Genomic DNA, 23,428 nt, shown 5'->3' on the forward strand with positions numbered 1-23,428 from the left:
GTATCCTTCTCCCGCCGGCGGGAGAAGGTTTAGGGGGCCATCGCCGTTAGCAACTGGTCGCGCAGCCACGCCTTGTCTTCGGCGGTATGGAAGCTGTGGCTCCCCGTATCGCGTTCCTCGATCGTCACGCGGCCGCGCAGCGGATCAAAGGCGCTGGCCTGCCACGCCTCGTTGAACGCCACTGCGGTATTGTCGCGTTTGGCGAGCAGGATGGTGATCGGCTCGGCGCGTGCCGCCATTCCCGCCGCTAGCCGCCCGGCAAGCCCGGCCGGCGCTTCGGCAGGTGCCTTCGACACCTTCGACAGGCCCTTCGCCAGCTTCCCCATATTCACCCCACCGGTCAGCAGCCTAAGCCATGCCTTTGGGTCACGCAGCCGCTGCGCATAACGTGCGCGGATTGCCGCTGCGGGGGGCAGGGCATCGGCGGTTTCGATCACCCAGGGGTTTGCGAGCACGAAGGCTTCGATGCCGGTGAGCCCGTGCAGCGCCAGCGCGCTGGCGGCGTCGCAATTGCCGAATGCGACGATTCGCGCCACGCCGGGTGCCGCGCGCCGAAACGCTGCCAGTGCCGCTGCAATATCCTCACGGCTCGATTCAAACCCGCGATTGGCCCCGGTCGAATCGCCGATTCCGCGCCGGTCGAAGCGAAATACCGGGTGTCCGGTGGCGGCGATGTCGGCGGCGAGCAGCGCCATGCCGCGATGCGCGCCGATTCGGATTTCATTGCCGCCCGACACGATCAGCAGGCCGGTGTCGCCCGCCGCCGCATCGAGCGTGCCGACCAGCGTATCGCCGGCACAGGGGAAGGCGATCAGCTCCCGCATTGCTGCACCCATTGGGCGACATCGGCGGCGAGTTCGCGCGCCAGCGCCGGATTGTTGTCGGGCTCGGCGCGTCGCCACAAGGGCCGCGCGACGATCTTGCGATCGGCTTCGCCAGCGTCGGTATCGAGCCGAAGCGTCCGCAGCGGCGGCGCGACCGTCGGCACCGCCCCCTGCAATTCGGCGAGCAGCGCGCGCGCGATCAGATTGCCCGCCAGCTCGATCGGCGGCCCATCCTCGTGGATCGTTTTGGCCGAAAAGCTCTCACCGCTTTCTTTCGCGGCGGCCTGTTTGGCGCGGATCAGGTCGCGGACCAGCGCCGCGCCGGTGACGGGCGCGAAATGCCAGCGGCCGTTGCAATTGGCGCGGGTATCGACCAGCGCGCCGCCCCGCATCGCCAGCACATGCACGCGCGCGCCCTGCCGAGTCAGCCGTTCCTCGGCAGCGGCAAAGCCATTGCGCCAATCGTCGAGCGTTGCGGCCTGGGTCGGCACCAGGCTCTCGCCGGTGCCGGGCAAATCGGGCAGCGCGCCGCCGATTCCGTGATCGCCCAATGCCCGCAGTAGCGTGACGATGAAGGCGCGCAGCCGATTGGCTTCCTCGAACAGCGGCATCGCCGCCAGCACGACCGGGCCGGTGACAGGGCCGAAGCGCAACATCGCTTCGCGCCCCCCGGTCCAGTCATAATGGTCGATCATGCCGCCGCCTTCACGTCAGCGCTTTGCCCTGCGCAAACCGCACCAGCGCGCCAAAGCTTTCGAGTGTGTCGCCGTCGATGTCATCATCGTCGATGGTGATGCCCAGGCGATCTTCCAATTCGGTCAGCACACCCGCGACCGCCATCGAATCGAGTTCGGGCAAGGCACCGAACAACGGGGTGTGATCGTCAAAGGCGGCGACACGGTCATCGCTGAGGCCCAACACGTCGCGCAGCACGGCGCGGACCGCGTTTTCGACTTCCGCATGTTTTTCGGGCAGCAAGTTTGTCCCCTAACGTCACGATTTGCTTACTCTGGCGCGTTAGAGGCGCAAATGGGCGCTGCCAACCCCGCGCCCCTTGCCGGTGCGGGACAGCGGCGCGAAAAAGGCGAACGATGCTGCTCGATATACCCCACCCATTGCCGATCGACCATGTTGCGCTGAACGGCGCTGCCGACGCGCCCGCGCTGGCGACGCGCGACGGCACGCTGGATTATGTCGCGCTTGAAGCCGCAGTGGGTGCGCTGGCGCACTGGCTGGCAGGGCAGGGGCTGGCCGTCGGCGCGCGGGTGGCTTCGTGGTTGCCCAAGACGCGGGCCGCCTGCCTGATGCCGCTGGCCGCCGCTCGGGCGGGGCTGGTGCATGTGCCGGTGAACCCGGTGCTCAAGCGCGCACAGGTGGCGCATATTCTTGCCGATAGCGGTGCCGCGCTGTTGCTGACGCAAGGCGCACGGCTGGCGGCACTGGAGACGGGCGACGTGCCCGCCGATTGCCGAATCGTGACCGAGGACGAAGCGCAGGGCATCGGCCATCTGCCGCCATCCGCCGCCGATCCGCAAGCGCTGGCGGCGATCCTCTATACGTCGGGGTCGACCGGGCGGCCCAAGGGGGTGATGCTGAGCCACGCCAATATGTGGCTGGGCGCGATCAGCGTCGCGCGGTATCTGAAGGTGACGCCGCAGGATCGTGTGCTCGGCGTGCTGCCGCTGAGCTTCGATTATGGGCAGAATCAGTTGTTTTCGACCTGGGCGGGCGGCGGCTGTGTCGTGCCGCTCGATTATCTGAACGCGCGTGACGTGGTGCGCGCGGTCGAGCGGCATGCGATTACCGGGCTGGCGGGGGTGCCGCCGCTTTGGGTGCAATTGCTCGAAGCCAATTGGCCTGATGCCGCTGCGGCGGGCATGCAGCGGCTGACCAATTCGGGCGGGGCGCTGACGCCCAAGCTGGTGCGCGAATTGCGCGCGCGCTTTCCCGCTGCCGAGCTGTATCCGATGTATGGGCTGACCGAAGCCTTTCGCTCGACCTTCCTCGCCCCCGAACTGGTCGATGCCCATCCCGATTCGATGGGCCGGGCGATCCCCTTTGCCGAGATCATGGTGGTCCGCCCCGACGGCAGCCAAGCCGCGCCCGATGAGCCGGGCGAACTGGTCCATGCCGGGCCGCTGGTCGCGCAGGGATATTGGCAGGATGCCGAGCGCACCGCGCAGCGATTCAAGCCAGCGCCCGCCTGGTCGCGCCTGGGCGGGATGGCGGTATGGTCGGGCGACACTGTTCGCGCCGATCGCGAGGGGCTGTTATATTTTGTCGGGCGCGATGACGAGATGATCAAATCCTCGGGCAACCGGATCAGCCCGACCGAGGTGGAGGAAGCGGTGTTGTCGGGAGGAGAGGTGGCGGAGGCGGTGGCGCTTGGGGTGGCCGATCCGCGTCTGGGGCAGGCGATTACCGTGGTCGCGCGCGCCCACGGCGATGCCGCCACCGCCGAGGTGGCTTTGCGCGATCGGCTGCGCCGCGAATTGCCAAGCTTCATGCAGCCCGCACGCTATGTCTGGCGCGAGGCGATGCCGCGCAACGCCAATGGCAAGCTCGACCGTGCCGCGCTGAAGCAGGAGATGAAGCCGTGAAGCCGATGGGACCGATCCCGCCCGAATTTGCCGGGACCGATGCGTTGACGATCGCCGGCCACGATGCCGAGCATTGGATCGCCAAGGCCGGCGACACGCCACTGTTCGTATACGACTTCGCCGTGGTCGCGGCGCGGGTGGCGCGGTTGCGGGCGGCGATGCCCGAACGGTTGCAGCTTCATTATGCGATCAAGGCCAATCCGCACCCGGTGATGCTGGCGGCGATCGCGCCGCTGATGGATGGGCTGGACGTCGCATCGGGCGGCGAGCTGCAAAAGGCGCTGGCGGTGAAGCCAGCGCAGGTGGTCAGCTTTGCCGGGCCGGGCAAGCGCGACGACGAACTCGAACTGGCGGTGCGATCGGGGGCAACGCTCAACCTGGAATCCGAAGGCGAAGCGGCGCGTGCGCTGGCGATCGGCGACGCCCTAGGGATCACACCCCGGCTGGCGATCCGGGTGAACCCCGATTTCGACCTGAAGGGGTCGGGGATGAAGATGGGGGGGCGTGCCTCGCCCTTCGGCATCGATGCAGCGCGAGTGCCGGCGCTGGTGCGGCATTTGCTGTCGGCGGGGGCCGATTGGCGCGGTTTCCACATCTATGCCGGATCGCAGGCGCTGTCGGCCGCGGCGATCATCGAAACCCAGACCGCAACCGTCACGCTCGCCCGCCGACTTGCCGACGAAGCCGGCGCGCAGGCGGCGCATGTCAACCTGGGCGGCGGGTTTGGCATTCCGTATTTTGCCGGTGACCAGCCCGTCGATGTCGAAGCGGTCGGCGCGGCGCTGGGCGAATGTCTTGCGCGCGGTGGTGATCCGGCCACGCAATATGCGATCGAACTGGGCCGCTGGCTGGCGGGCGAGTGCGGCGTCTATCTGACGCGGATCGTCGATCGCAAGCAAAGCCAGGGGGAGACTTTCCTGGTGGTCGATGGCGGGCTGCACCACCAGCTTGCCGCCAGCGGCAATTTCGGCACCGTCGTCCGCCGCAACTATCCCGCCGCGATTGCCGGACGGATGGCGGCGCAGGAGAGCGAAACCGTCTCGGTCGTCGGCAGCCTATGTACCCCGCTCGACCGACTGGCCGACCGAGTCGCGCTGCCGCATGCCGATGTGGGTGACGTCGTCGCGATCTTCCTGGCCGGGGCCTATGGCTTCACCGCCAGCCCGGCGATGTTCCTGGGCCACCCGCCGGCGCGCGAGCTGTTCGTGAACCTGCCGCACGCTGAACGGTAATTTAACCTCTACCCAGCCATAGCTCTCGCGATCCTGCGCGATTTGCCGGTGGTGCTACCGCCGGCGGGGGCCGCGCAAGCTTGGAGCGAGGGGTAATGCGTTTGGGCAATGGTGCAAAAGGCGCGAGTGCGTCGGTGATGCTCGGCATGTTGCTGGCAGGCTGCGCCAGCGGCGGCGGGCGGCCTGAGCTGCCGCCCGCGCAATTCGTCGGCGCGACCGAAGGGCCGGGCGAGGAATATGTCATCGGCCCGCTCGATTCGCTCCAGATCTTCGTCTGGCGCAATCCTGAACTCTCGGCAAAGGTGCAGGTACGCCCCGATGGCCGCATCACCACGCCGCTGATCGCCGACATGCCCGCCACCGGCAAGACGCCGTCGATGCTGGCCGACGATATGAAGATCGCGCTGCGCGAATATATCAAGGATCCGATCGTTTCGGTGATCGTCGAGAATTTTTCGGGCACGTTCAGCCAGCAGATCCGCATCGTCGGCGCGACCGAGAAGCCCGCATCCTTGCCCTATCGCGCCAACATGACGCTGCTCGACGCGATGATCGCGGTGGGCGGGCTATCGGAATTCGCATCGGGCAACCGCGCGCGGCTGATCCGGTTCGACAAGAACACCGGCAAACAGACCGAATTCACCATCCGCCTCAACAGCCTGCTCAAGGACGGCGATACCAGCGCGAACGTGCGGCTGGCCCCCGGCGACGTCATTATCATTCCGCAAAGCATGTTCTGATGGACGGCCTGTACGACGAAGTTCGGGCAGCGATCCATGCGGTGTGGCAGCGCCGCTGGCTGGCGCTGGGCATCGCCTGGGCGCTGTGCCTGGCGGGGTGGCTGGTGGTGTCGCAAATCCCCAACCAATATGTTTCGACCGCGCGGATCGACGTGCAGCTTCGATCGATCCTGCCGGCGCAGGACGGATCGGTCGCGCGCAACGAGCAGGAAAAGGATATCGAGCGGGTTCGCCAGACGCTGACTTCGGCAGTGAACCTCAAAAAAGTGGTGCTGGCTACCGATCTGGCCAACACCGTGTCCAGCGACCAGGACATCGCCAATCGCGTGGCGGCGCTGCAAAAGGCGATCAAGGTCACGCCGCAGCAGGACAATATCTTCGAGATTTCGGCGACGATAGCCAATGCCGGCGCGTCGGACGCGACCAACGCCAAGCTGGCGCGCGACGTGGTGCAAAAGCTGATCGACATCTTCGTCGAGGATAATCTCGCCAATAATCGCGGCCAGACCAGCCAGTCGCTGCGGTTCCTCGATCAACAGCTCGACCAGCGGCAACAGGCGTTGCAGGCCGCCGAAACCAAGAAGGCCGATTTCCAGTCGCGCTTCCTCGGCTCGCTGCCCGGCACCGGCACGATCGCCGATCGGGTAGGGCAGGCGCGTACCCAATTGGCGCAGGTCAATGCCGACCTCGCCGCCGCGCAATCGAGCCTGAACGCGGTCAATGGCCAGATGGCGGGCACGCCGCAATCGACAGCGGGCGCGGCCGGTGTGTCGGGTCCGGCCCGCGCGCGGCTGGCGGCGATCCAGGGCCAGCTTGCCGAAGCGCGCGGGCGCGGCTGGACCGACAGCCATCCCGATGTGATCGCGCTCAATAGCCAGTTGGCACAGGCACAGGCGGCAGCGCGCAGCGAGCCGCTCTATGGCGGCGGCGGTGGGGCATCGAACCCGCTATACCTTAGCCTGCAGGCGATGCAGGCCGATCGCGCCGCGCAGGTCGCCTCGCTCAGCCAGCGCAAGGCGCAGTTGGAGGGCGATTTGTCGCGCCTGAGCGACACGATGGCCAGCGAACCGGGTATGGCCGGCGAACTCGCCGCGATCGACCGCGACTATCTGGTGCTGAAGGATCAGTACGACAAACTGCTCGCCAGCCGCGAGGAAGTGCGGCTTCGCAGCCAGGTGCAGACCGAAACCGACGCGGTGAAGTTCGCGGTGATCGATCCGCCGACTCGGCCGCAGGCACCCGCCGCGCCCAATCGCCCGCTGTTCCTCACCGCGATCCTGATCGTCGGCTTGGGCGGCGGCGCGGCGGCGGCGTTTGCGATGAGCAAATTGCAGACCACCTATCCCACCGCCGGGCGGCTGGAAAAGGCGAGCGGGCTGCCGGTGATCGGATCGATCGGGGAAGTGGTGACCGCCGCGCAGACCGCGATACGCCAGCGCCAGCTCAAGCTGTTTGCCGGCGGCATCGGCGGCCTGGTCGTCGCCTTCGTGGTGCTGATCGGTGTCGAGTTCCTGCAACGCGGCCTGGTGGCTTGAGGACTGAACGATGAACGACCAGACCCCCGGCCGGTTCAAGCGCACCCTGCTCGAACGTGCGGTGAAGCTGTATGATTATGCGCCGTTGCCGCCGATGGAGCCGTTTGCCGCGCCGCCACGCCGGGCCGAACCGCCGGCACCCCCGCCGTCCCTTGATCGCGAGGTGCCGCGCTTTGGCGATGCGTCCGCCTTCGTGCCCGATCGCCGCTTTGCCGCCATCGATCGCGACTTGCTCGAGGCCAATGGCCTGCTGGTGCCCGGTGCGCCGGTGACGCCGCTGGCCGAGGAATATCGGCTGGTCAAACGCCAGTTGCTCGCCAATGCGCGCGGCATTGCGGGGGATAATGCCCGCGCGATCCTGGTGTGTTCGGCCAAGCCCGGCGAGGGCAAGACCTTTACCGCGATCAACCTGGCGCTGTCGCTGGCGGCGGAAAAGGATGTCGAAATCCTGCTGGTCGATGCCGACATCGCCAAGCCCGACGTACTGCGGACGCTGGGCATCGACGAAGGCCCCGGCCTGCTCGACGCCATCGCCGATCCATCGATCGCGATCGAGGGATGCGTGATCGACACCGATGTGCCCAATCTGACGGTGCTGCCAGCCGGCACGCGCGGCCATGCCGATACCGAATTGCTGGCCAGCGCCCGCGCCCGCCGCCTGATCGAGGCGCTGGTCTGTGCCAATCCGGCACGCATCGTGATCTTTGATTCGCCACCGGCGCTTGCGGCGTCGCCCGCTGGCGTGCTTGCCACGTTGGTGGGGCAAACGGTGGTGGTCGTGCGTGCCGATCGGACCAGCGAGACCGATCTGCGCGAGGCGGTGGCACTGCTCGAGGGATGCGATCTGGTGCAGTTGATCCTGAACGGCGTTTCGCTGCGTCCGCGGGGGCCGCGCCTGGGCGACTATTATGGCTATGGAGCCGCTGAATGAGGGATCGTATATTCTGGATCGCGGGCAGCGTCCTGTGCGGCATCGCCAGCCCCGCGCTGGCGCAGCAGCAGGGCGACCGCGCGGTGACGGTGTCGCCCTATATCCAGATTGGTCAGGTGCTGACCGCCGACCTTCGCAACGATGATGTGCTGACCTATTCCACCGTATCGGCGGGCGTCGATGCCAATGTGAACACCCGGCGGGTGCAGGTGCAGCTAAGCTATCAATATGAGCATCGCTTCTCCTGGGACGACGATATTGGCGACGATGACATCCACAGCGGCATCGCCCGTATCGGTGTCGCGCTGGCACCGGGGCTGAGCCTGGAGGCGGGGGCGCTGGCCACGCGCACCCGTTCGGACATTCGCGGGGCCGCGCCGGGCATTCTGGCGGGCAATGTCGCCAATATCAGCCAGCTTTATTCGGCCTATGCCGGTCCCACCTACACCAATAATTTCGGCCCGCTGGCGGTGAACGCTGCCTATCGCGTCGGCTATACCAAGGTGGAGGCACCCACGTTCGGCACCGGCCTGTTGCCCGGCGAGCCCGCGCTCGACTTGTATGACGATTCGCTCAACCATCTGGTGACCGGCAGCATCGGCACGCGCCCCGGCAGCGTCCTGCCGGTCGGGCTGACGCTGAGCGGTGCCTATACCCGCGAGGATGCCGGCCAGCTCGACCAGCGGTTCGAGGGCTATTTCGGGCGGGCCGAGGCGCTGTTGCCGGTCAGCCGCACGCTCGCGCTCACCGCCGGCGTCGGCTATGAAGCGATTGAATCGGGGCAGCGCGATCCGCTTCGCAATGCCAATGGTACGCCGGTTCTCGACGGCAATGGCCGCTTCGTCACCGACGAGAGCAGCCCGCGCCGGCTGGGCTATGACATTGACGGTATTTTCTACGACGCCGGCGTCCTGTGGCGGCCAAGCCCGCGCACTAGCGTGCAACTGCGCGTCGGCGAACGTTATGGCTCACTCAGCGTCACAGGCACCGCCACCTTCCAGATGTCGGCAAGCGAAGGCATCCAGGTCAATCTCTATGACAGCGTGCAGACCTTCGGACGGCAGCTCACCGCTGGCCTCGCGGCGTTGCCGACCAGCTTCAACACGCCGTTCGACGGGTTTGGCGACCAGTATAATGGCTGCATCTTCGGCACGCAGGGCGGCGCGGTCGGCGGGTGCCTCAACAACATCTTCCAGTCGATTTCGACCGCCACCTTCCGCGCGCGCGGTGTCGACGCCGTATATGCCGGTACGTTTGGCGCTACCCGATTGGGCGCGGGGGCCGGCTATGCCAATCGCCGCTTCTTCGCCGCCGATCCGGGGCCTGACGCAGGCTTCACCATCGACGGGCTGAGCGATCAGAGTTATTACCTGCAGACATTCGCTGCCTATGCGCTTGGGCGCAACAGCGGCATCACCGCTGATGTCTATGTCAATTATTTCGATAGCGGCATCGGGCTTGGCACCGATATTTGGGGCGCGGGCGCTACGGCTGCCTATTTCCGCCAGATCGGCCGGCTTAACGCGGTGGTGACGGGTGGCATTTATACCTTCGACCAGGAAGGTGGCGGGCAGAGCGATGTTTCGGCACAGGGGCTGCTGGGCCTTGGCTACAGGTTCTGAATAGGAGCGCGATGCTTCTTCGAGGATTCGACGATGTACGATGAACATTACGGACTGAGCGGACGGCCTTTCCAGCTGACCCCCGATCCGAAATTCTGGTTCGAGACCGCAACGCACCGCAAGGCGATGGCGTATCTTGGCTATGGCCTGAGCCAGGGCGAGGGCTTCATTGTCATCACCGGCGATCCGGGCGCGGGCAAGACCACGCTGGTCGGCCATCTGATGGACCAGATCGATCGCGAGCGGCTGCACGTCATCAAGATCGTCTCGACCCAGATCGAAGCGTCTGAGCTGCTGCATTTGGTCGCCGCCGGGCTGAACGTCGATACGTCGCACCTGTCGAAGGCGCATGTGCTGGCCAGCATCGAGCGCGCGCTGCACGCGATGGCACGATCGGGCAAGCGCACGCTGCTGATCATCGATGAGGCGCAGTCGCTGCCGCTGGACAGCTTGGAAGAGCTGCGGATGCTGTCGAATTTTCAGGCGGGCGGCTATCCGCTGTTGCAGATATTCCTGCTGGGCCAGCCTGAGTTTCGGAGCGTGCTGCAAGGTGCCGGCAGCCTGGAGCAGCTCCGCCAGCGGGTCATCGCGATGCACCATCTCGAGCCGATGGAGCCCGAGGAGGTCGAGCCCTATCTAAACCACCGGCTGAATATCGTCGGGTGGGACGGGCGGCCCGAATTCGATGCCGACGCGATTGCGGCGCTGCATCGTTGGTCGGGCGGCGTACCGCGCCTGCTCAACCAGCTTGCCAGCCGGGTGATGCTGTACGGCGCGATCGAGGGGATCGACCGCTTTACCGCCGACGATGTTGCGACGGTGACCAGCGACATCGACAGTGACATGGCCGATCGTTCGGGCCGCACCGAAGCCTCGCGCCCGATCCGCGCCGACACCGCGCCGCCGCCGCCGTCGCCGCCCTCACACGACGCTTCGCTCGAAGCGCGGGTGGCCGAACTCGAACAGCGGCTTGAGGAACAGGACGCCGCATTGCGCCGGGTACTGACGCTGCTGGTCGATTGGGTCGAGGGCGATAGCGGTCGCCCCGAACAAACGGTGCTTCGCGGCACGGCGGCCTGAACGGACGCCCGATGCAAAACGCAATGTCGGTCGATGTCGAGGACTGGTTCCAGGTCGGGGCCTTTGAAACGGTGATCGACAAGGCAAGTTGGCCGACGCTCGACCAGCGGGTCGATGCCAATACCAATGCGGTGCTCGACCTGTTTGCCGAGACGGGCATGAAGGGCACGTTCTTCACTCTGGGCTGGGTCGCGCAGCGCAATCCCGCGCTGATGCGGCGAATCGTGGGTGAGGGGCACGAGGTCGCCAGTCATGGCTGGGACCATGCGCGCGTATTCACGCTGACCGCCGAACAATTCCGTGCCGACCTTGCCCGCGCGCGCGCCGCGCTCGAAGACGCCAGCGGCCAGCGGGTCAGCGGTTATCGCGCGCCCAGCTTCTCGTTCGACAAGCGCACGCCTTGGGCGCACCAGGTGCTGGCCGAGGAGGGTTATGCCTATTCCTCCAGCATCGCCCCGATCGCGCATGACCATTATGGCTGGCCCGATGCGCCGCGCGGGCTGTACCGCCCGCTCGCCGATTCGCCGCTGATCGAGTTTCCGGTCACGATCGCGCGCGTTTTGGGCCGGGAAGTGACTGCGGGCGGAGGGTTTTTCCGCTTGCTGCCGTCGCGGGTGGTGGAAACGGCGATCGAGCGATCAAATGCTCAGGACCGCCGCCCGGCGGTGTTTTATTTCCACCCCTGGGAAATCGACCCGGCGCAGCCGCGCGTGAAGGCCGCGCCGCTGAAGTCGCGCATCCGCCACTATAGCCGGCTGGGCGCGATGGCGGGCAAGCTGCGTCGGCTGGCGCGCGGGCATGATTGGGGCCGGGTCGACGCGGTGGTCAGCGCGCAAGCCGCACAGATCGCGTGACTGCAAGGATGCTGTCTGTGGCCAGTGTTCGCCTCGCTGACCTGCGTGACGCGAACGAATGCGCGCGGATCACCGCGTTCGTCGATGCACAGCCCGATGCTACCCCCTTTCATCTGCCGCAATGGAGCATCGCCACCGCGCAAGGCTGCGGCCAGATCGCCCGTTACTTGGTTGCCGAGCGCGGCGATGCCGGGATCGTCGGCGTGCTGCCGCTGACCGAGGTCCATTCGCCGCTGTTCGGGCGTGCCTTGGTCTCGACCGGGTTCGGCGTCGATGGCGGGGTCGTGGGGGAGGCCGGCGCTGCACTGTCGCAGGCGGCATGGCGGCTGGCCGAAAGCCTGAGCTGCCCGACGCTGGAACTGCGCGGTGGCGGCGATCCGGGCGACGGCTTTGCGCGCAACACCACCAGCTATGTCGGCTTTGCCCGCGACCTCGCCGCCGATGATGACGCCGAATTGCTGGCGATTCCGCGCAAGCAGCGTGCTGAGGTGCGGCGCGCGCTTGGCTTCGACCTAGACGTGACGATAGATGCCGATCCGCGCGATCATTATGCGGTCTATGCGCAGTCGGTGCGTAACCTCGGCACGCCGGTATTCCCTGCCAGTCTGTTCCGCGCGGTGCTTGCTGGCTTCGGCGATGCGGCCGACATCCTGACGATCCGGCATCAGGGCAGGGCGGTCGCGAGTGTGCTGAGCCTGTATTGGCGCGGCACCGTCTATCCTTATTGGGGCGGCGGCACCGCTGAGGCGCGCGCGCTGCGTGCCAATGACCGGATGTATTTCGCGCTGATGGGCCATGCGCGGGTGAGGGGCTGTACCCGGTTCGATTTCGGACGATCGAAGACCGGCACCGGCGCGGCAGCATTCAAGAAGAATTGGGGGTTCGAAGCAGCCCCGCGCACCTATTACACCCGCACCGCCGACGGCAGCGCGCCGCGCGAGATCAATCCGCTAAGCCCCAAATACCGGCTGCAAGTGCAGGCCTGGTCTAGGCTGCCGCTGCCGATCGCCAACCGGCTGGGACCGTGGATCGCGCGGGGGCTTGGCTGATGCGCGACATCCTGTTCCTGGCGCATCGCGTGCCGTTCCCGCCCGATCGCGGCGACAAGATCCGCGCGCATCACGTGCTCAAGCATCTGGCGAAGCGCGCGCGCGTTCATTTGGTCGCGATGGCTGATGTCGAGGCCGACCTGCACCACGACGCAGCGATTGCCGAGCATTGCGCCAGCCATGCGGTGATCTGGCGCTCAATGGGCCGCCCCCGCGCCGCAGCGACCGCACTGCTGCGGGGCCAGCCGATCTCGATCACGGCCTTTGCACACCCCGAATATGCCCAAGCGGTGCAGCGCGCGCTGGCCGAGCATCCGATCGACGCGATCTTGGTCTATTCGGGCCAAATGGCGCAATATGTCCCCGCCGATTTCGCCGGGCGCTTCGTGATGGATTTCTGCGACGTCGATTCGGCCAAGTTCGGTGATTATGCCGAGGGTGCCTCGCTGCCGATGGCGATGATGATGCGCCGCGAGGACCGGCTGCTCGCGCGGTTCGAGGCGCAAGTCGCGGCGCGCGCCGACGCCAGCCTGTTCGTCAGCGAAGCCGAGGCCGCGCTGTTCCGCGCGCACACCGGCGCGGCGCGGGTGCAGGTGATGGAAAACGGCATCGACACCGGCTTCTTCGACCCCGCTGCGCCCTTTGCCGAGGCAGGGCAGGCGGGACCATTGATCGTTTTCACCGGACAGATGGATTATCGCCCGAATGTGGATGCGGTCATCTGGTTCGCGCGCGAAGTGATGCCGCAGCTCCGCCAGCGCCAGCCGACCGCACGCTTCGCGATCGTCGGCCGGGCACCCGTGCCCGAGGTGCAGCGGCTCGCCAGCGACAGTGTGATCGTCACCGGAGAAGTCGCCGATGTGCGCGGCTGGCTTGCCGCCGCTACGGTCGTCGTCGCCCCGCTCAAGATCGCGCGCGGTATCCAGAACAAGGTGCTCGAAGCGATGGCGATGGCGCGTCCGGTCGTGGCCAGTGCCGCCGCCGCCGAGGGGATCGACCATGAAGCCACGATCACGATCGCCGATACGCCCGCCGATTATGTTGCGGCGATCGACGCGCTGATCGCCGACCCCCGCGACATCGGCCCAGCCGCGCGGCGGCAGGTCGAGCGGCGCTATGCCTGGTCCGCGCGGCTTGCGCCGCTCGATGCGCTGCTCGGGTTAGAAGCGCGGGTGGCGGCGTGACGGTTGCGATCCCCGCCGCTGATTTTGCGCGTCCAGTCGGTTTCGAAACGCGCTGGCGTCGCCATGCTGCGTTCCTTGCCTTCGCCAGTGCCGCGATCCTGCTGATCTTCGCGCGCGACGTCGGTGATTTGGCGTACATCTATTGGAACTCGACCACCTTCGGGCATTGCCTGTTCATCCTGCCGGTGGTTGGCTGGCTGGCGTGGCAGCGCAAGGATGGCTTGCCCGCCGTGCCGGTTTGCGGCTGGTGGCCGGGACTTGCGCTGGTGGCCCTGGGCGGTCTTGGCTGGTTCGTCGGCGATATCGCCGGGGTCGCGCTGGCGCGGCATCTGGGGCTGGTGCTGATGCTCCAGGGGGCGATCGTCACGATCCTGGGGCCACAAGTCGCGCGGGCGCTGCTGTTCCCGATCGCGTATTTGCTGTTCCTGGTGCCCTTTGGCGAGGTGTTCGAAGCGCCGTTGCAGGACGTCACGGTAGCGCTGTTGATGCCGATGCTCCACGCCGCCGGGGTGCCAGCGATCGTCGACGGCGTGCTGATCACCACCCCCAAGGGCTATTTCGAGGTTGCCGAGGCGTGTTCGGGGGCCAAATTCCTGATCGCGATGCTGGCTTATGGCGTGCTGGTCGCCAATGTCTGTTTCGTGTCGTGGCCGCGCCGGATCGCGTTCATGGCGGTCGCGATCGTCGTGCCGATCCTCGCCAACGGGGTTCGCGCCTGGGGGACGATCTATGCCGCCGAACTGACATCGGTCGAGGCGGCGACGGGTTTCGACCATATCGTCTATGGCTGGGTGTTCTTCGCGTTCGTTATGGTCGCGGTGCTGGCGATCGGCTGGCGCTGGTTCGATCGCGATCCCGATGCGGCGTGGTTTGATGCGAGCACGCTGCAAGCGATCCCCCGCCGCACGACCGATGTTTTCCGCGCGACTGGCTTTGTCATCGCGATTGCGGTGGCCGCCGCCGGCTGGGCGCACGCGATCGACGCGCGAACCGCGCCGCTGCCTACCCGGATCGTGCTGCCGCAAATTCCCGGATGGACCCGCGTTCCCCCCGCGACCGCCGCGCCCTGGGTCCCCAATTATCCGGGTGCCGACCGTTTCGCGATGGCGCGCTATGCCGATGGATCGGGCGCGACGGTCGATCTGGCGATTGCGGTGTACGCCAACCAGCACGAGGGCAAGGAACTGGTCGGCTTCGGCATCGGCGCGATCCGCGAGAATGATCCTTGGATTCGGGTCCACGACTTGCCCGATCTGGCGGGCGGCGCGGCGCTTCGCATGACCCATGCCGGCCCGATCGAGCGCGAGACGGTGACGTGGCATCGTATCGGCGCTACGCTGACCGGCGACGCAAGGCGCGTGAAGCTGGAGACGCTGCGGGTGAAATTGACGGGCGACGACAGCCGCGCAGTGGCGGTGCTGGCATCGACGGTGCGGGTGCCGGGGCAGGACAGCCGCGCGGTGCTGAAGCGTTTCGTCGCGGCGGCGGGGCCGATCGAGCGGGTGGCCGATCGCGCCTCGGGGCGCAGGTGATTACGCACCACATTTCGGCGCGGGCGGGCTAGGGCAGGGCGATGTGCGGCATTGCAGGCCTGTTCTACCCCGGCACTCCCAAGCCAGTCGAACCCGCGCGCATCGCCGCGATGACCGACGCGCTCGCGCATCGCGGGCCCGATGGATCGGGAATCTGGACCGCGCCCGGGGTCGGCTTCGGTCATCGCCGCCTGTCGATCATCGACCTGGCGGGCGGGCGTCAGCCGATGGCGGCCGACGATGGCGAGATCGCCGTCACCTATAATGGTGAAATTTACAATTTCGCCGAAGTCCGCGCCGAGCTCGAAGCCAAGGGTGCACGGTTCCGTACCGCGGGCGATACCGAAGTGCTGCTGTACGGCTGGCGCGCGTGGGGGCCGGACCTTCTCGATCGGCTGAACGGCATGTTCGCCTTTGCGCTGCATGATAGCCGCCGCCAATGCCTGTTCCTGGCGCGCGACCGGATGGGGGTGAAGCCGCTTCATTATGTCGAGCTCGCCGACGGCGCGCTTGCATTTGCGTCCGAGCTCAAAGGGTTGCTGGCGCATCCTCTGCTTCGCCGCGAACTCGATGTGCGCGCGATCGAGGATTTTATGGGGCTGGGCTATGTCCCCGACGATGCCTGCCTTATCGCCGGGGTGAAGAAGCTGCCCGCCGGCCATTTCCTGCTCGTCGAACGCGGGCACCCGGTGCCGCAACCGCGCAAATGGTGGGACGTGGATTTCTCGCAGCGCACCAAGGGCAGCGTCAGCGACCTTCAGGCCGAGCTTACCGACCATCTGCGTGCAGCGGTGCGATCGCGCATGGTCGCCGACGTGCCGCTCGGCGCATTCCTGTCGGGCGGGGTCGATAGTTCGGCGGTGGTCGCGCTGATGGCCGAGGCGAGCCCGCGCGCGGTGCAAACCTGCACGATCGGCTTTGACGAGGCGGGGCATGACGAACGCGCGCACGCACAGGCGATCGCCGATCGTTTCGCCACCGATCACCGAGTCCGCACCGTCGCCTCGGACGATTTCGCGCTGATCGATACGCTGGTGGCGGCATTCGACGAACCCTTTGCCGACGCCTCGGCGCTCGCCACCTATCGCGTCTGCGAACTCGCGCGCGAGCGGGTGACGGTGGCGCTGTCGGGCGATGGTGCCGATGAGGCGATGGCGGGCTATCGCCGCTATCGCTTTCACGCCGCCGAAGAGCGGGTGCGCGGGCTGTTGCCGGCGGCGCTTCGTCGCGGCGCGGGCGCGCTGGGGGCGATCTACCCCAAGGCCGATTGGGCACCGCGACCGCTGCGCGCCAGGACGACGCTGCTCGCGCTGGCCGAGGATGGTCCGACCGCTTATGCCAAGTCGGTCGGGGTGACGCTGCCCGCGATCCGCGAGGGGCTGTACAACGCCGCCACCCGCCGCGCGCTTGGCGGCCACCGTGCCGAGACGCGCTATATCGAAACGATGCGCGCCGCGCCGGGGCGCGACGGGCTCGACGCCGCGCAATATGCCGATTTCAAGCATTGGCTGCCGGGAGACATCCTCACCAAGGTCGATCGGACGAGCATGGCGGTCAGCCTCGAAGCGCGTGAACCCTTGCTCGACCACCGCTTGATCGAATTCGCCGCGACGCTGCCGGCTTCGCTGCGCGTGCGAGGGGGTGAGGGCAAGTGGCTGATGAAAAAGGCGATGGAGCCGTATCTGCCGCGCGACATCCTGTATCGGCCAAAGATGGGGTTCGTGACGCCGATCAGCGCGTGGTTCCGTGGGCCACTCGCCGATGATGCAGCCGGGCTGGCGCGCTCGCCGTTGCTCGCGACCTGGTTCGAACCGGCGGCGATCGAGCGGCTGGCGAGTGAGCACAAGGCGGGCAGGGCCGAGCATGGCCGGACGCTGTGGCAATTGCTGATGCTGGAAAAGAGCGTCGCGCGGTTGTTCGGCTGACCCTCTCCCGCAGGCGGGAGAGGGGGCGAGACTTGGGGGCGCACTTGCGGCCCCTAGTCGCAGCGGTGAGGGCTTTTCGGTTGTGGCGCGTGGAAGAAGAAGGCCCTCACCCAACCCTCTCCCGCAGGCGGGAGAGGGCTTTTAGGTTGCCATGTGCCTTGCCACCCAGGTTGCGAACAGCGCGCCCCAGCCGTGCGCGGGATGCGCCGGATCTGCCGCCATCCCGAAGCCATGCCCGCCCTTTTCATAGAAATGCGCCTCGACCGGCACTTTCGCGGCGTGCGCCGCGGTCAGCATCAACAGTCCCATCTCCAGCGGCACCAGCCCGTCATCAGCGGCATGCAACAGGAAGATCGGCGGCGTCTGCGCGGTGACCCGCGCGACGGTGTCGTAGCGCGCCAGAATCGCCGGATCGGCGACGTCGCCCACCAGGTTGCGGCCCGACCCGTTGAGCTTGCCGTCATAGGTCAGCGCGGTCACCGGATAGACCAGCCCCGAAAATGCCGGGCGCGCGTCGACCCGATCGGCTGCGTCGAGCGCGGTATAGACTGGGTCGGCATGGCCGATGGTCAGCGACGCCGCCAGATGCCCGCCCGCCGAAAAGCCCAGGATGCCAAGCTTCGCCGGATCGATCCCGAACGATGCCGCCCGCGCGCGGATCAGCCGCATCGCGCGCTGCGCGTCCTGCAGCGGCACGTCGGCGCGCTGGCTCCAGCCTTCGCCGGGCAGGCGATAGGTGAGCACGAAGACGGTATAGCCCAGCGGATTGAGCACGCGCGCCACGCCCGCGCCCTCATTCTCGACCGAGACGAAGCCATAGCCGCCGCCGGGGATCGACAGCACCCCGATGCCGTTGGGCTTGGCGGGGCGATAGACCGACAACGTCGGCTCGGCGACTCCGCGCATCCATAGTTCGCGGCCATCGGCGGGGCCGTCGCGCTTGGGCACAGGCAGCGTCGCGGGAGCACCCGGCGCACGGCCCGGCCACAGCTTGAAATGTTCGCGCGTCGGCCATTGCAGCGTGGTTTGCTGCAATGATGTGGCACGAGCGACGCTCGCGGCCGCGCCGGTTACCGCAACGGCGGCACCCGCGCCCAATATCGTTCGCCGGTCGATCATCGCTGTCTCTCCTGTCACCGCGCCGTCACGCCGCCCGCCTAATCTTTGCATCCTTCGACACGCTCCCATATGGGCAGCGCAATTGGTTTCTATCCGAAAGGCTCATCTGTGAAAGACGTTCTGGTGATCGGTGCGGGCGGCGTATCGTCGGTTGCAGTGCACAAGATGGCGAAGAACCCCGATTTGTTCGGCAAGATCACGCTGGCCAGCCGCCGCCGCTTCAAATGCGATGCGATCGCCAAATCGGTGATGGAGCGCTATGGCGTCGAAATCGCCACTGCCGAAGTCGATGCCGACGATGTCGAGGCGACCGCGCGGCTGATCGAACAGGTAAAGCCTGCGCTGCTGGTGAACCTGGCGCTTCCCTATCAGGATCTCAACCTGATGGAGGCGTGCCTTAAGACCGGCACCCATTATCTGGACACCGCCAATTACGAGCCGCGCGACCAGGCCAAGTTCGAATATAGCTGGCAATGGGCGTATCAGGAGCGCTTTAAGGACGCCGGGCTGATGGCGCTGCTGGGGTCGGGTTTCGATCCGGGCGTCACCAGCGTGTTCGCGACCTATATCAAGAAGCACCTGCTCGACCGGATCGACACGCTCGACATTCTCGATTGCAACGGCGGCGATCACGGCCAGCATTTCGCGACCAACTTCAATCCCGAGATCAACATCCGCGAAGTGACCGCGCCCGCGCGTCATTATGAAAATGGCGAATGGGTCGAAACCCCGGCGCTGAGCGAGCGTCAGGTGTTCATCTTCGACCAGGTCGGCGCGAAGAACATGTATCTGATGTATCACGAGGAACTCGAAAGCCTCGCCAAGCATCTGCCCGAGATCAAGCGCATCCGTTTCTGGATGACCTTTGGCGAACAATATCTGACGCATCTGCGCGTGCTCGAAAATGTCGGCATGACCTCGATCGAGCCGGTGATGTTTGAAGGGCGCGAGATCGTGCCGCTGCAATTCCTCAAGGCGGTGCTGCCCGAACCCTCGACACTGGGCGAGACGACCAAGGGCAAGACCAATATCGGCGACATCGCCACCGGCGAAAAGGACGGCCAGCAAAAGACCGTCTATGTCTATAACGTCTGCGACCATGAGGATGCCTATGCCGAAACCGGCAATCAGGCGGTGAGCTACACCACCGGCGTCCCTGCGATGATCGGCGCGGCGCTGATGCTCAATGGCACCTGGAAGGGCGAAGGCGTGTTCAACATCGAACAGCTCGATCCCGATCCGTTCATGGACATGCTTAACGCGCATGGCCTGCCCTGGCAGGTGAAGGAACTGCCCGAGCCGCTTCGGTTCTGACGATCCAATCCTCCCCGCGCCGGGGAGGATTTTGAAGGCTGACATGATGACCACCATGACCACCAAGGCGGGCGATCCCGGCGCGTTCGCGCGTTTCGATCTCGCGCGCGTGCCCAGCCCCTGTTTCGTCGTCGACAAGGCGGCGGTCGAACGCAATCTGGCGATCCTTGCCGATGTCCGCGATCGGGCGGGGATCAAGGTGCTGCTGGCGATGAAGGCGTTTTCGATGTGGTCGCTGGGCGATCTGGTCGGTCGCTATCTCGATGGCACCGCGACGTCGGGGCTGTGGGAAGCGCGGCTGGCGGCGGAGCATTATCGCGGCGAAATCGCTACCTTTTGCGCCGGGTATAAGGCCGGTGACATTGCTGAAGTCTGCCGGCTGTCCGACCATGTGATCTTCAATTCGCCCAGCCAGCACAGGCGCTTCGCGGGCGAACTTGCCGCCGCGCGCGAGGCCGGGGCGGTGGTCGACGTCGGGCTTCGCCTCAATCCGATGCATGCCGAGGGCGAGGTCGCCAAATATGATCCGGCACAGCCGCATTCGCGCCTGGGCCACCCCGCCGACCAGCTTGTCGCCGCCGATCTCGAAGGCGTCGATGGTCTGCATATCCATTCGCTGTGCGAGCAGGATTTCCCGCCGCTTCGCCGCACCTGGGAAGCGCTGCGGCCCCGGATCGAGCCGTATTTTGGCCAGCTCAAATGGCTCAATTTCGGTGGCGGGCACCATATCACGCGCGCCGATTATCAGCGTGACGATCTGGTCGCGTTCCTTCGCGATGTGCGTGAAACCACCGGGCTGGAGGTCGTGCTCGAACCCGGCGAGGCGATCGCGCTCGATGCCGGCATATTGGTCGGCGAACTGCTCGACCGGTTTGAAAACGGTATTCCGGTTGGCATTCTCGACATATCGGCGACGTGTCATATGCCCGACGTGATCGAGGCACCCTATCGCCCGGCGATGCTGGGCGAACCGCCTGTGGGTGAGGGGTTCAGCGTCCGCCTGGGCGGGCCGTCCTGCCTGGCGGGTGACATCATCGGCGATTATCGTTTCGCTGTGCCTCCCGTGCCCGGCGCTCGCGTCGCGTTTCTAGATCAGGCGCATTATTCGATGGTGAAGACCACGACCTTCAACGGCGTCCCGCTGCCCGCAATCGCGCTGTGGGACAGCCGCGACGACAGTCTGGAAATGGTGCGCGAATTCGGTTGGGAAAGCTTCCGCGACCGATTGTCGTAATCGCCTTTGCGATACCAACAAAAAGGGCGGCGGAAGCAATTGCTTCCGCCGCCCGATTTATGTCCGATCTGCAAAGCGTCAGCCGCGCGCGCCCAATCGCACCACGTTGCTGCGCCCGGCATCCTCGTCGAGATCGTCGTACAAGGTCGCCATCGGCATATCCTCGACCTCGATGATCGATTCCACGCCGAAGCCATTGAACCCGGTCCGCATCGCGCAGCCATAGGCACCGAGCATCCCTACTTCGATATAATCGCCCGCCTTCACATCCGCCGGCAACATGAACGGCCCGGCCATATGGTCCATATCGTCGCAGGTCGGACCATAGAAGCTGAACGCCATGTCCCGGGCGTGGCTTTCGGGTTCGCGCAGCAATTCGACCGGGAAGCGCCAACCGACATGCGCCGCATCGAACAACGCGCCATAGGCACCGTCGTTGATGTACAGTTCGTCGCCGCGCCGCTGTTCGACGCGCACGATGAGTGAGCTGTATTCGGCGCACAATGCCCGACCTGGCTCGGCCCAAAGCTCGGCCGAATAGGAAATCGGCAGGCTTTCGAACGCGCGGTGGATCGTCTCGAAATACCGCTCTAGCGGGGGAGGTTCCATGCCCGGATAGGAGGAGGGAAACCCGCCGCCGACGTCGATGACATCGACCGTCACCGCCGCTTCGACGATCGCCAGCCGAACCCGCTCCATTGCCTGGGCATAGGCATCGGGCGACATTGCCTGGCTGCCGACATGGAAGCAGATGCCCAAGGCATCCGATGCCTGCCGCGCCGCGAACAACAATTCCTTGGTCTCGCCGGGTCCAGCGCCGAATTTCGACGCGAGGCTCAGCTTCGACATTTCGGACGAGACGCGGATGCGAACGCATAGCGTCAGATCCTCGGCGGCCTTGGTGGCGCGCACGATCTTGTCGAGTTCTTCCATCGTGTCGAGCGAGAAGGTGCGAACGCCGTGCGTGAAATACGCCTCGGAAATCGCTTCTTCAGCCTTAACCGGGTGCATGAAGCACAAGGTCGCCTCTGGCAGGGTGCGGGCGACGAGCCGAACCTCACCGATCGACGCGACGTCGTAATGGGTAATGCCGCTATCCCACAGGATTTGCAGCAAGTCTGGAGACGGGTTCGCCTTCACCGCATACATCGAGGTGCCCGGAAACTTCTCCACGAAGAACCGAGCCGCGCGACGTGCGGCGTGGGGACGAACCAAGGTCACCGGCTGTACCGGTGCATTGTCGTGTGCAACGCCGATGGCGTTGGCGAACGGGGAAGTAGCTAACCCCAGCGCGCTATAGTGCTTGGCCAATTCAAGGGACCTCCAATTGCCTTTCGGCATAAGTACAGAAACACTGCCTTGCGGTTGGAAGTCCCATGGGGCAGCGAGGGGTGCATTTATGGTCGCACCTTCGCGATGTAAAGTGATTCTAGGTGAATTTTCACGGCCAGGGGTGATTTGTGACGTTTTTACGACAGCCAACGCGCGCCGGGGTCCGCGATGCGGCGGCGAAGGTCGCCGCGATCCTGCCGCCGTCGCCGCTGCTGCGCCTTGAGCTGGGCGGGGTCGACGTTGCGTTCAAGGCCGAATCGCTGCAACCGGTCGGCGCGTTCAAGCTGCGCGGGGCGTGGCACCGGCTGACCGCGATCGCCGAGGCCGACCGGGCGAATGGGGTCGTCGCCTTCTCGTCGGGCAATCACGCGCAAGGTGTGGCTTGGGCGGCAAAGCGGCTGGGCATGCAGGCGGTGATCGTGATGCCCGCCGACGCGCCTGCGGTGAAGCTCGACGCCACGCTGGCGCTGGGGGCTGAAGTGGTCCGCTATGACCGCATGACCGAGGACCGGACCAAGATCGCCGCGCATCTGGCGCATGCGCGCGGCGCGGTCCTGGTTCCCAGTTTCGACGATGCCTGGGTGATCGAGGGGCAGGGGAGTGCAGGGGTCGAGGCGGCGGCGCAGATGCAGGCGGCGGGGCTTGGCGATCCGCTGCGGGCCGTTATTCCCTGCGGCGGTGGCGGCCTTGCGGCAGGCATCGCGCTGGCGCTGCCCGACGCCGAGATCGTGATCGCCGAACCGGAAGGCTGGGACGACATGACCCGCAGCCTTGAGGCCGGCTGGATCGAGCCGGTTTCGAGCAATCCGCCCCCAACCGCATGCGATTCGCTGCAAACCTTGCGCGTTGCCGAACGCACGTTCGACGTGCTGTCGCGGCGCGGGGCGACCGGCATCGCGGTGAGCGAGGAAGAGGTTCGCATCGCCCAGCGTTTCGCCGCCCACCGCCTGCGGTTGGTGTTGGAGCCCGGTGGCGCAGTCGCGCTGGCGGCGCTGCTTTCGGGGAAGCTTGCGCCAAAACCCGGAACATTGGTGCTGCTGTCGGGCGGCAACACCGATCCGGCTGCTTATGCCAAGGTGTTGGCTGGGTAGGGGCAGGGTCGCCCGCAAAACCCTCCCCCTTGGGTGAGGGAATGGCTATAGCCCGGCCATGCCAAGCTCGACCCTAGCCACCACCCTGCTCACCATCGCCATGATCGGTGCATTCGCCCTTGTCTTTGGCGGCATTGCGATCATCCGCCGCGGCGACCGGCAAAAGGGTGTGCTGATGATCGGCGTTGCGATCGTCGTGGTGGGTAACGTCCTGATCTGGACGGTGTGAG

General features: G+C 66.1%; 21 protein-coding genes. 16 read left to right on the plus strand and 5 right to left on the minus strand.

Translation table 11 applies throughout. The annotated features are described in order from the left end of the window. Positions 1–29: 29 nt before the first annotated feature. Genes QU44_RS10195 through QU44_RS10205 form a run of 3 tightly spaced genes read right to left on the minus strand, consistent with a single transcriptional unit; the run spans position 30 to position 1,802 of the window. Complete coding sequence (locus QU44_RS10195) at positions 30–824, minus strand: hydrolase 1, exosortase A system-associated (RefSeq protein WP_033922045.1); 795 nt, start codon at positions 822–824, stop codon at positions 30–32. Next, positions 812–1,519 (minus strand): hypothetical protein, encoded by a 708-nt coding sequence (locus tag QU44_RS10200; protein WP_033922046.1) that lies wholly within the window; start codon positions 1,517–1,519, stop codon positions 812–814. Before QU44_RS10200 ends, QU44_RS10195 begins: the two co-directional genes overlap by 13 nt. 10 nt (positions 1,520–1,529) lie before the next feature. Then, positions 1,530–1,802, minus strand: a complete 273-nt coding sequence (locus QU44_RS10205) for a phosphopantetheine-binding protein (protein WP_033922047.1) — start codon at positions 1,800–1,802, stop codon at positions 1,530–1,532. A 113-nt stretch (positions 1,803–1,915) separates the two neighbouring features. On the opposite strand from QU44_RS10205, the gene QU44_RS10210 reads away from it, so the two are divergent. From QU44_RS10210 to QU44_RS10265, 12 genes are all read left to right on the plus strand, one after another. After that, complete coding sequence (locus QU44_RS10210) at positions 1,916–3,424, plus strand: acyl-CoA ligase (AMP-forming), exosortase A system-associated (RefSeq protein ID WP_033922048.1); 1,509 nt, start codon at positions 1,916–1,918, stop codon at positions 3,422–3,424. After that, entirely contained in the window at positions 3,421–4,656 is a 1,236-nt protein-coding gene (locus QU44_RS10215; protein WP_033922049.1) for a pyridoxal-dependent decarboxylase, exosortase A system-associated, read from the plus strand. Before QU44_RS10210 ends, QU44_RS10215 begins: the two co-directional genes overlap by 4 nt. 95 nt (positions 4,657–4,751) lie before the next feature. Continuing rightward, positions 4,752–5,396, plus strand: coding sequence for an XrtA/PEP-CTERM system exopolysaccharide export protein (locus QU44_RS10220; RefSeq protein ID WP_033922050.1), 645 nt, complete (start codon positions 4,752–4,754; stop codon positions 5,394–5,396). Further along, positions 5,396–6,931, plus strand: a complete 1,536-nt coding sequence (locus tag QU44_RS10225; protein WP_033922051.1) for an XrtA system polysaccharide chain length determinant — start codon at positions 5,396–5,398, stop codon at positions 6,929–6,931. Before QU44_RS10220 ends, QU44_RS10225 begins: the two co-directional genes overlap by 1 nt. 10 nt (positions 6,932–6,941) lie before the next feature. Then, the gene (locus QU44_RS10230) at positions 6,942–7,862 is read left to right on the plus strand and encodes an AAA family ATPase (RefSeq protein ID WP_033922052.1); all 921 of its coding nucleotides are present in this window, start codon (positions 6,942–6,944) and stop codon (positions 7,860–7,862) included. Beyond that, positions 7,859–9,484, plus strand: a complete 1,626-nt coding sequence (locus QU44_RS10235; RefSeq protein ID WP_033922053.1) for a hypothetical protein — start codon at positions 7,859–7,861, stop codon at positions 9,482–9,484. The genes QU44_RS10230 and QU44_RS10235 overlap by 4 nt, the downstream gene beginning before the upstream one ends. A gap of 33 nt (positions 9,485–9,517) precedes the next feature. Next, the gene (locus QU44_RS10240; protein ID WP_033922054.1) at positions 9,518–10,564 is read left to right on the plus strand and encodes an ExeA family protein; all 1,047 of its coding nucleotides are present in this window, start codon (positions 9,518–9,520) and stop codon (positions 10,562–10,564) included. Between the two features lie 11 nt (positions 10,565–10,575). Continuing rightward, entirely contained in the window at positions 10,576–11,418 is an 843-nt protein-coding gene (locus QU44_RS10245; RefSeq protein ID WP_033922055.1) for an XrtA system polysaccharide deacetylase, read from the plus strand. 8 nt (positions 11,419–11,426) lie between these two features. Beyond that, positions 11,427–12,467: a FemAB family XrtA/PEP-CTERM system-associated protein gene (locus QU44_RS10250; protein WP_033922056.1), complete on the plus strand. Its 1,041-nt coding sequence runs from the start codon at positions 11,427–11,429 to the stop codon at positions 12,465–12,467. Next, entirely contained in the window at positions 12,467–13,651 is a 1,185-nt protein-coding gene (locus QU44_RS10255; RefSeq protein WP_033922084.1) for a TIGR03087 family PEP-CTERM/XrtA system glycosyltransferase, read from the plus strand. Before QU44_RS10250 ends, QU44_RS10255 begins: the two co-directional genes overlap by 1 nt. Next, positions 13,648–15,183 (plus strand): exosortase A, encoded by a 1,536-nt coding sequence (gene xrtA, locus QU44_RS10260; protein WP_052134666.1) that lies wholly within the window; start codon positions 13,648–13,650, stop codon positions 15,181–15,183. The genes QU44_RS10255 and xrtA overlap by 4 nt, the downstream gene beginning before the upstream one ends. Before the next feature lie 41 nt (positions 15,184–15,224). Then, on the plus strand, positions 15,225–17,108 hold the full coding sequence (locus tag QU44_RS10265) for an XrtA/PEP-CTERM system amidotransferase (protein WP_033922057.1): 1,884 nt from the start codon (positions 15,225–15,227) through the stop codon (positions 17,106–17,108). Positions 17,109–17,249: 141 nt separating this feature from the next. Here QU44_RS10265 and QU44_RS10270 read toward each other — a convergent pair whose 3' ends face one another. Then, positions 17,250–18,278, minus strand: coding sequence for an alpha/beta hydrolase (locus QU44_RS10270; RefSeq protein WP_231621702.1), 1,029 nt, complete (start codon positions 18,276–18,278; stop codon positions 17,250–17,252). 57 nt (positions 18,279–18,335) lie between these two features. Between QU44_RS10270 and QU44_RS10275 the strand changes: the two genes are divergently transcribed. Then, on the plus strand, positions 18,336–19,541 hold the full coding sequence (locus QU44_RS10275; RefSeq protein WP_033922087.1) for a saccharopine dehydrogenase family protein: 1,206 nt from the start codon (positions 18,336–18,338) through the stop codon (positions 19,539–19,541). Positions 19,542–19,596: 55 nt separating this feature from the next. Continuing rightward, entirely contained in the window at positions 19,597–20,775 is a 1,179-nt protein-coding gene (locus QU44_RS10280) for a carboxynorspermidine decarboxylase (RefSeq protein ID WP_033922088.1), read from the plus strand. A 78-nt stretch (positions 20,776–20,853) separates the two neighbouring features. On the opposite strand, the gene QU44_RS10285 is transcribed toward QU44_RS10280, so the two are convergent. After that, a complete protein-coding gene (locus QU44_RS10285) occupies positions 20,854–22,086 on the minus strand; it encodes a type III PLP-dependent enzyme (RefSeq protein ID WP_033922058.1) in 1,233 nt (410 codons plus the stop codon). A gap of 149 nt (positions 22,087–22,235) precedes the next feature. Between QU44_RS10285 and QU44_RS10290 the strand changes: the two genes are divergently transcribed. Together QU44_RS10290 and QU44_RS18495 are read left to right on the plus strand one after the other, a co-directional pair. Further along, the gene (locus tag QU44_RS10290) at positions 22,236–23,198 is read left to right on the plus strand and encodes a threonine ammonia-lyase (RefSeq protein ID WP_033922059.1); all 963 of its coding nucleotides are present in this window, start codon (positions 22,236–22,238) and stop codon (positions 23,196–23,198) included. A gap of 58 nt (positions 23,199–23,256) precedes the next feature. Further along, entirely contained in the window at positions 23,257–23,427 is a 171-nt protein-coding gene (locus QU44_RS18495; protein ID WP_033922060.1) for a membrane protein, read from the plus strand. Position 23,428 lies beyond the last annotated feature (1 nt).

The organism is Sphingomonas sp. 37zxx, from assembly GCF_000786205.1.
Taxonomy (GTDB): Bacteria; Pseudomonadota; Alphaproteobacteria; order Sphingomonadales; family Sphingomonadaceae; genus Sphingomonas.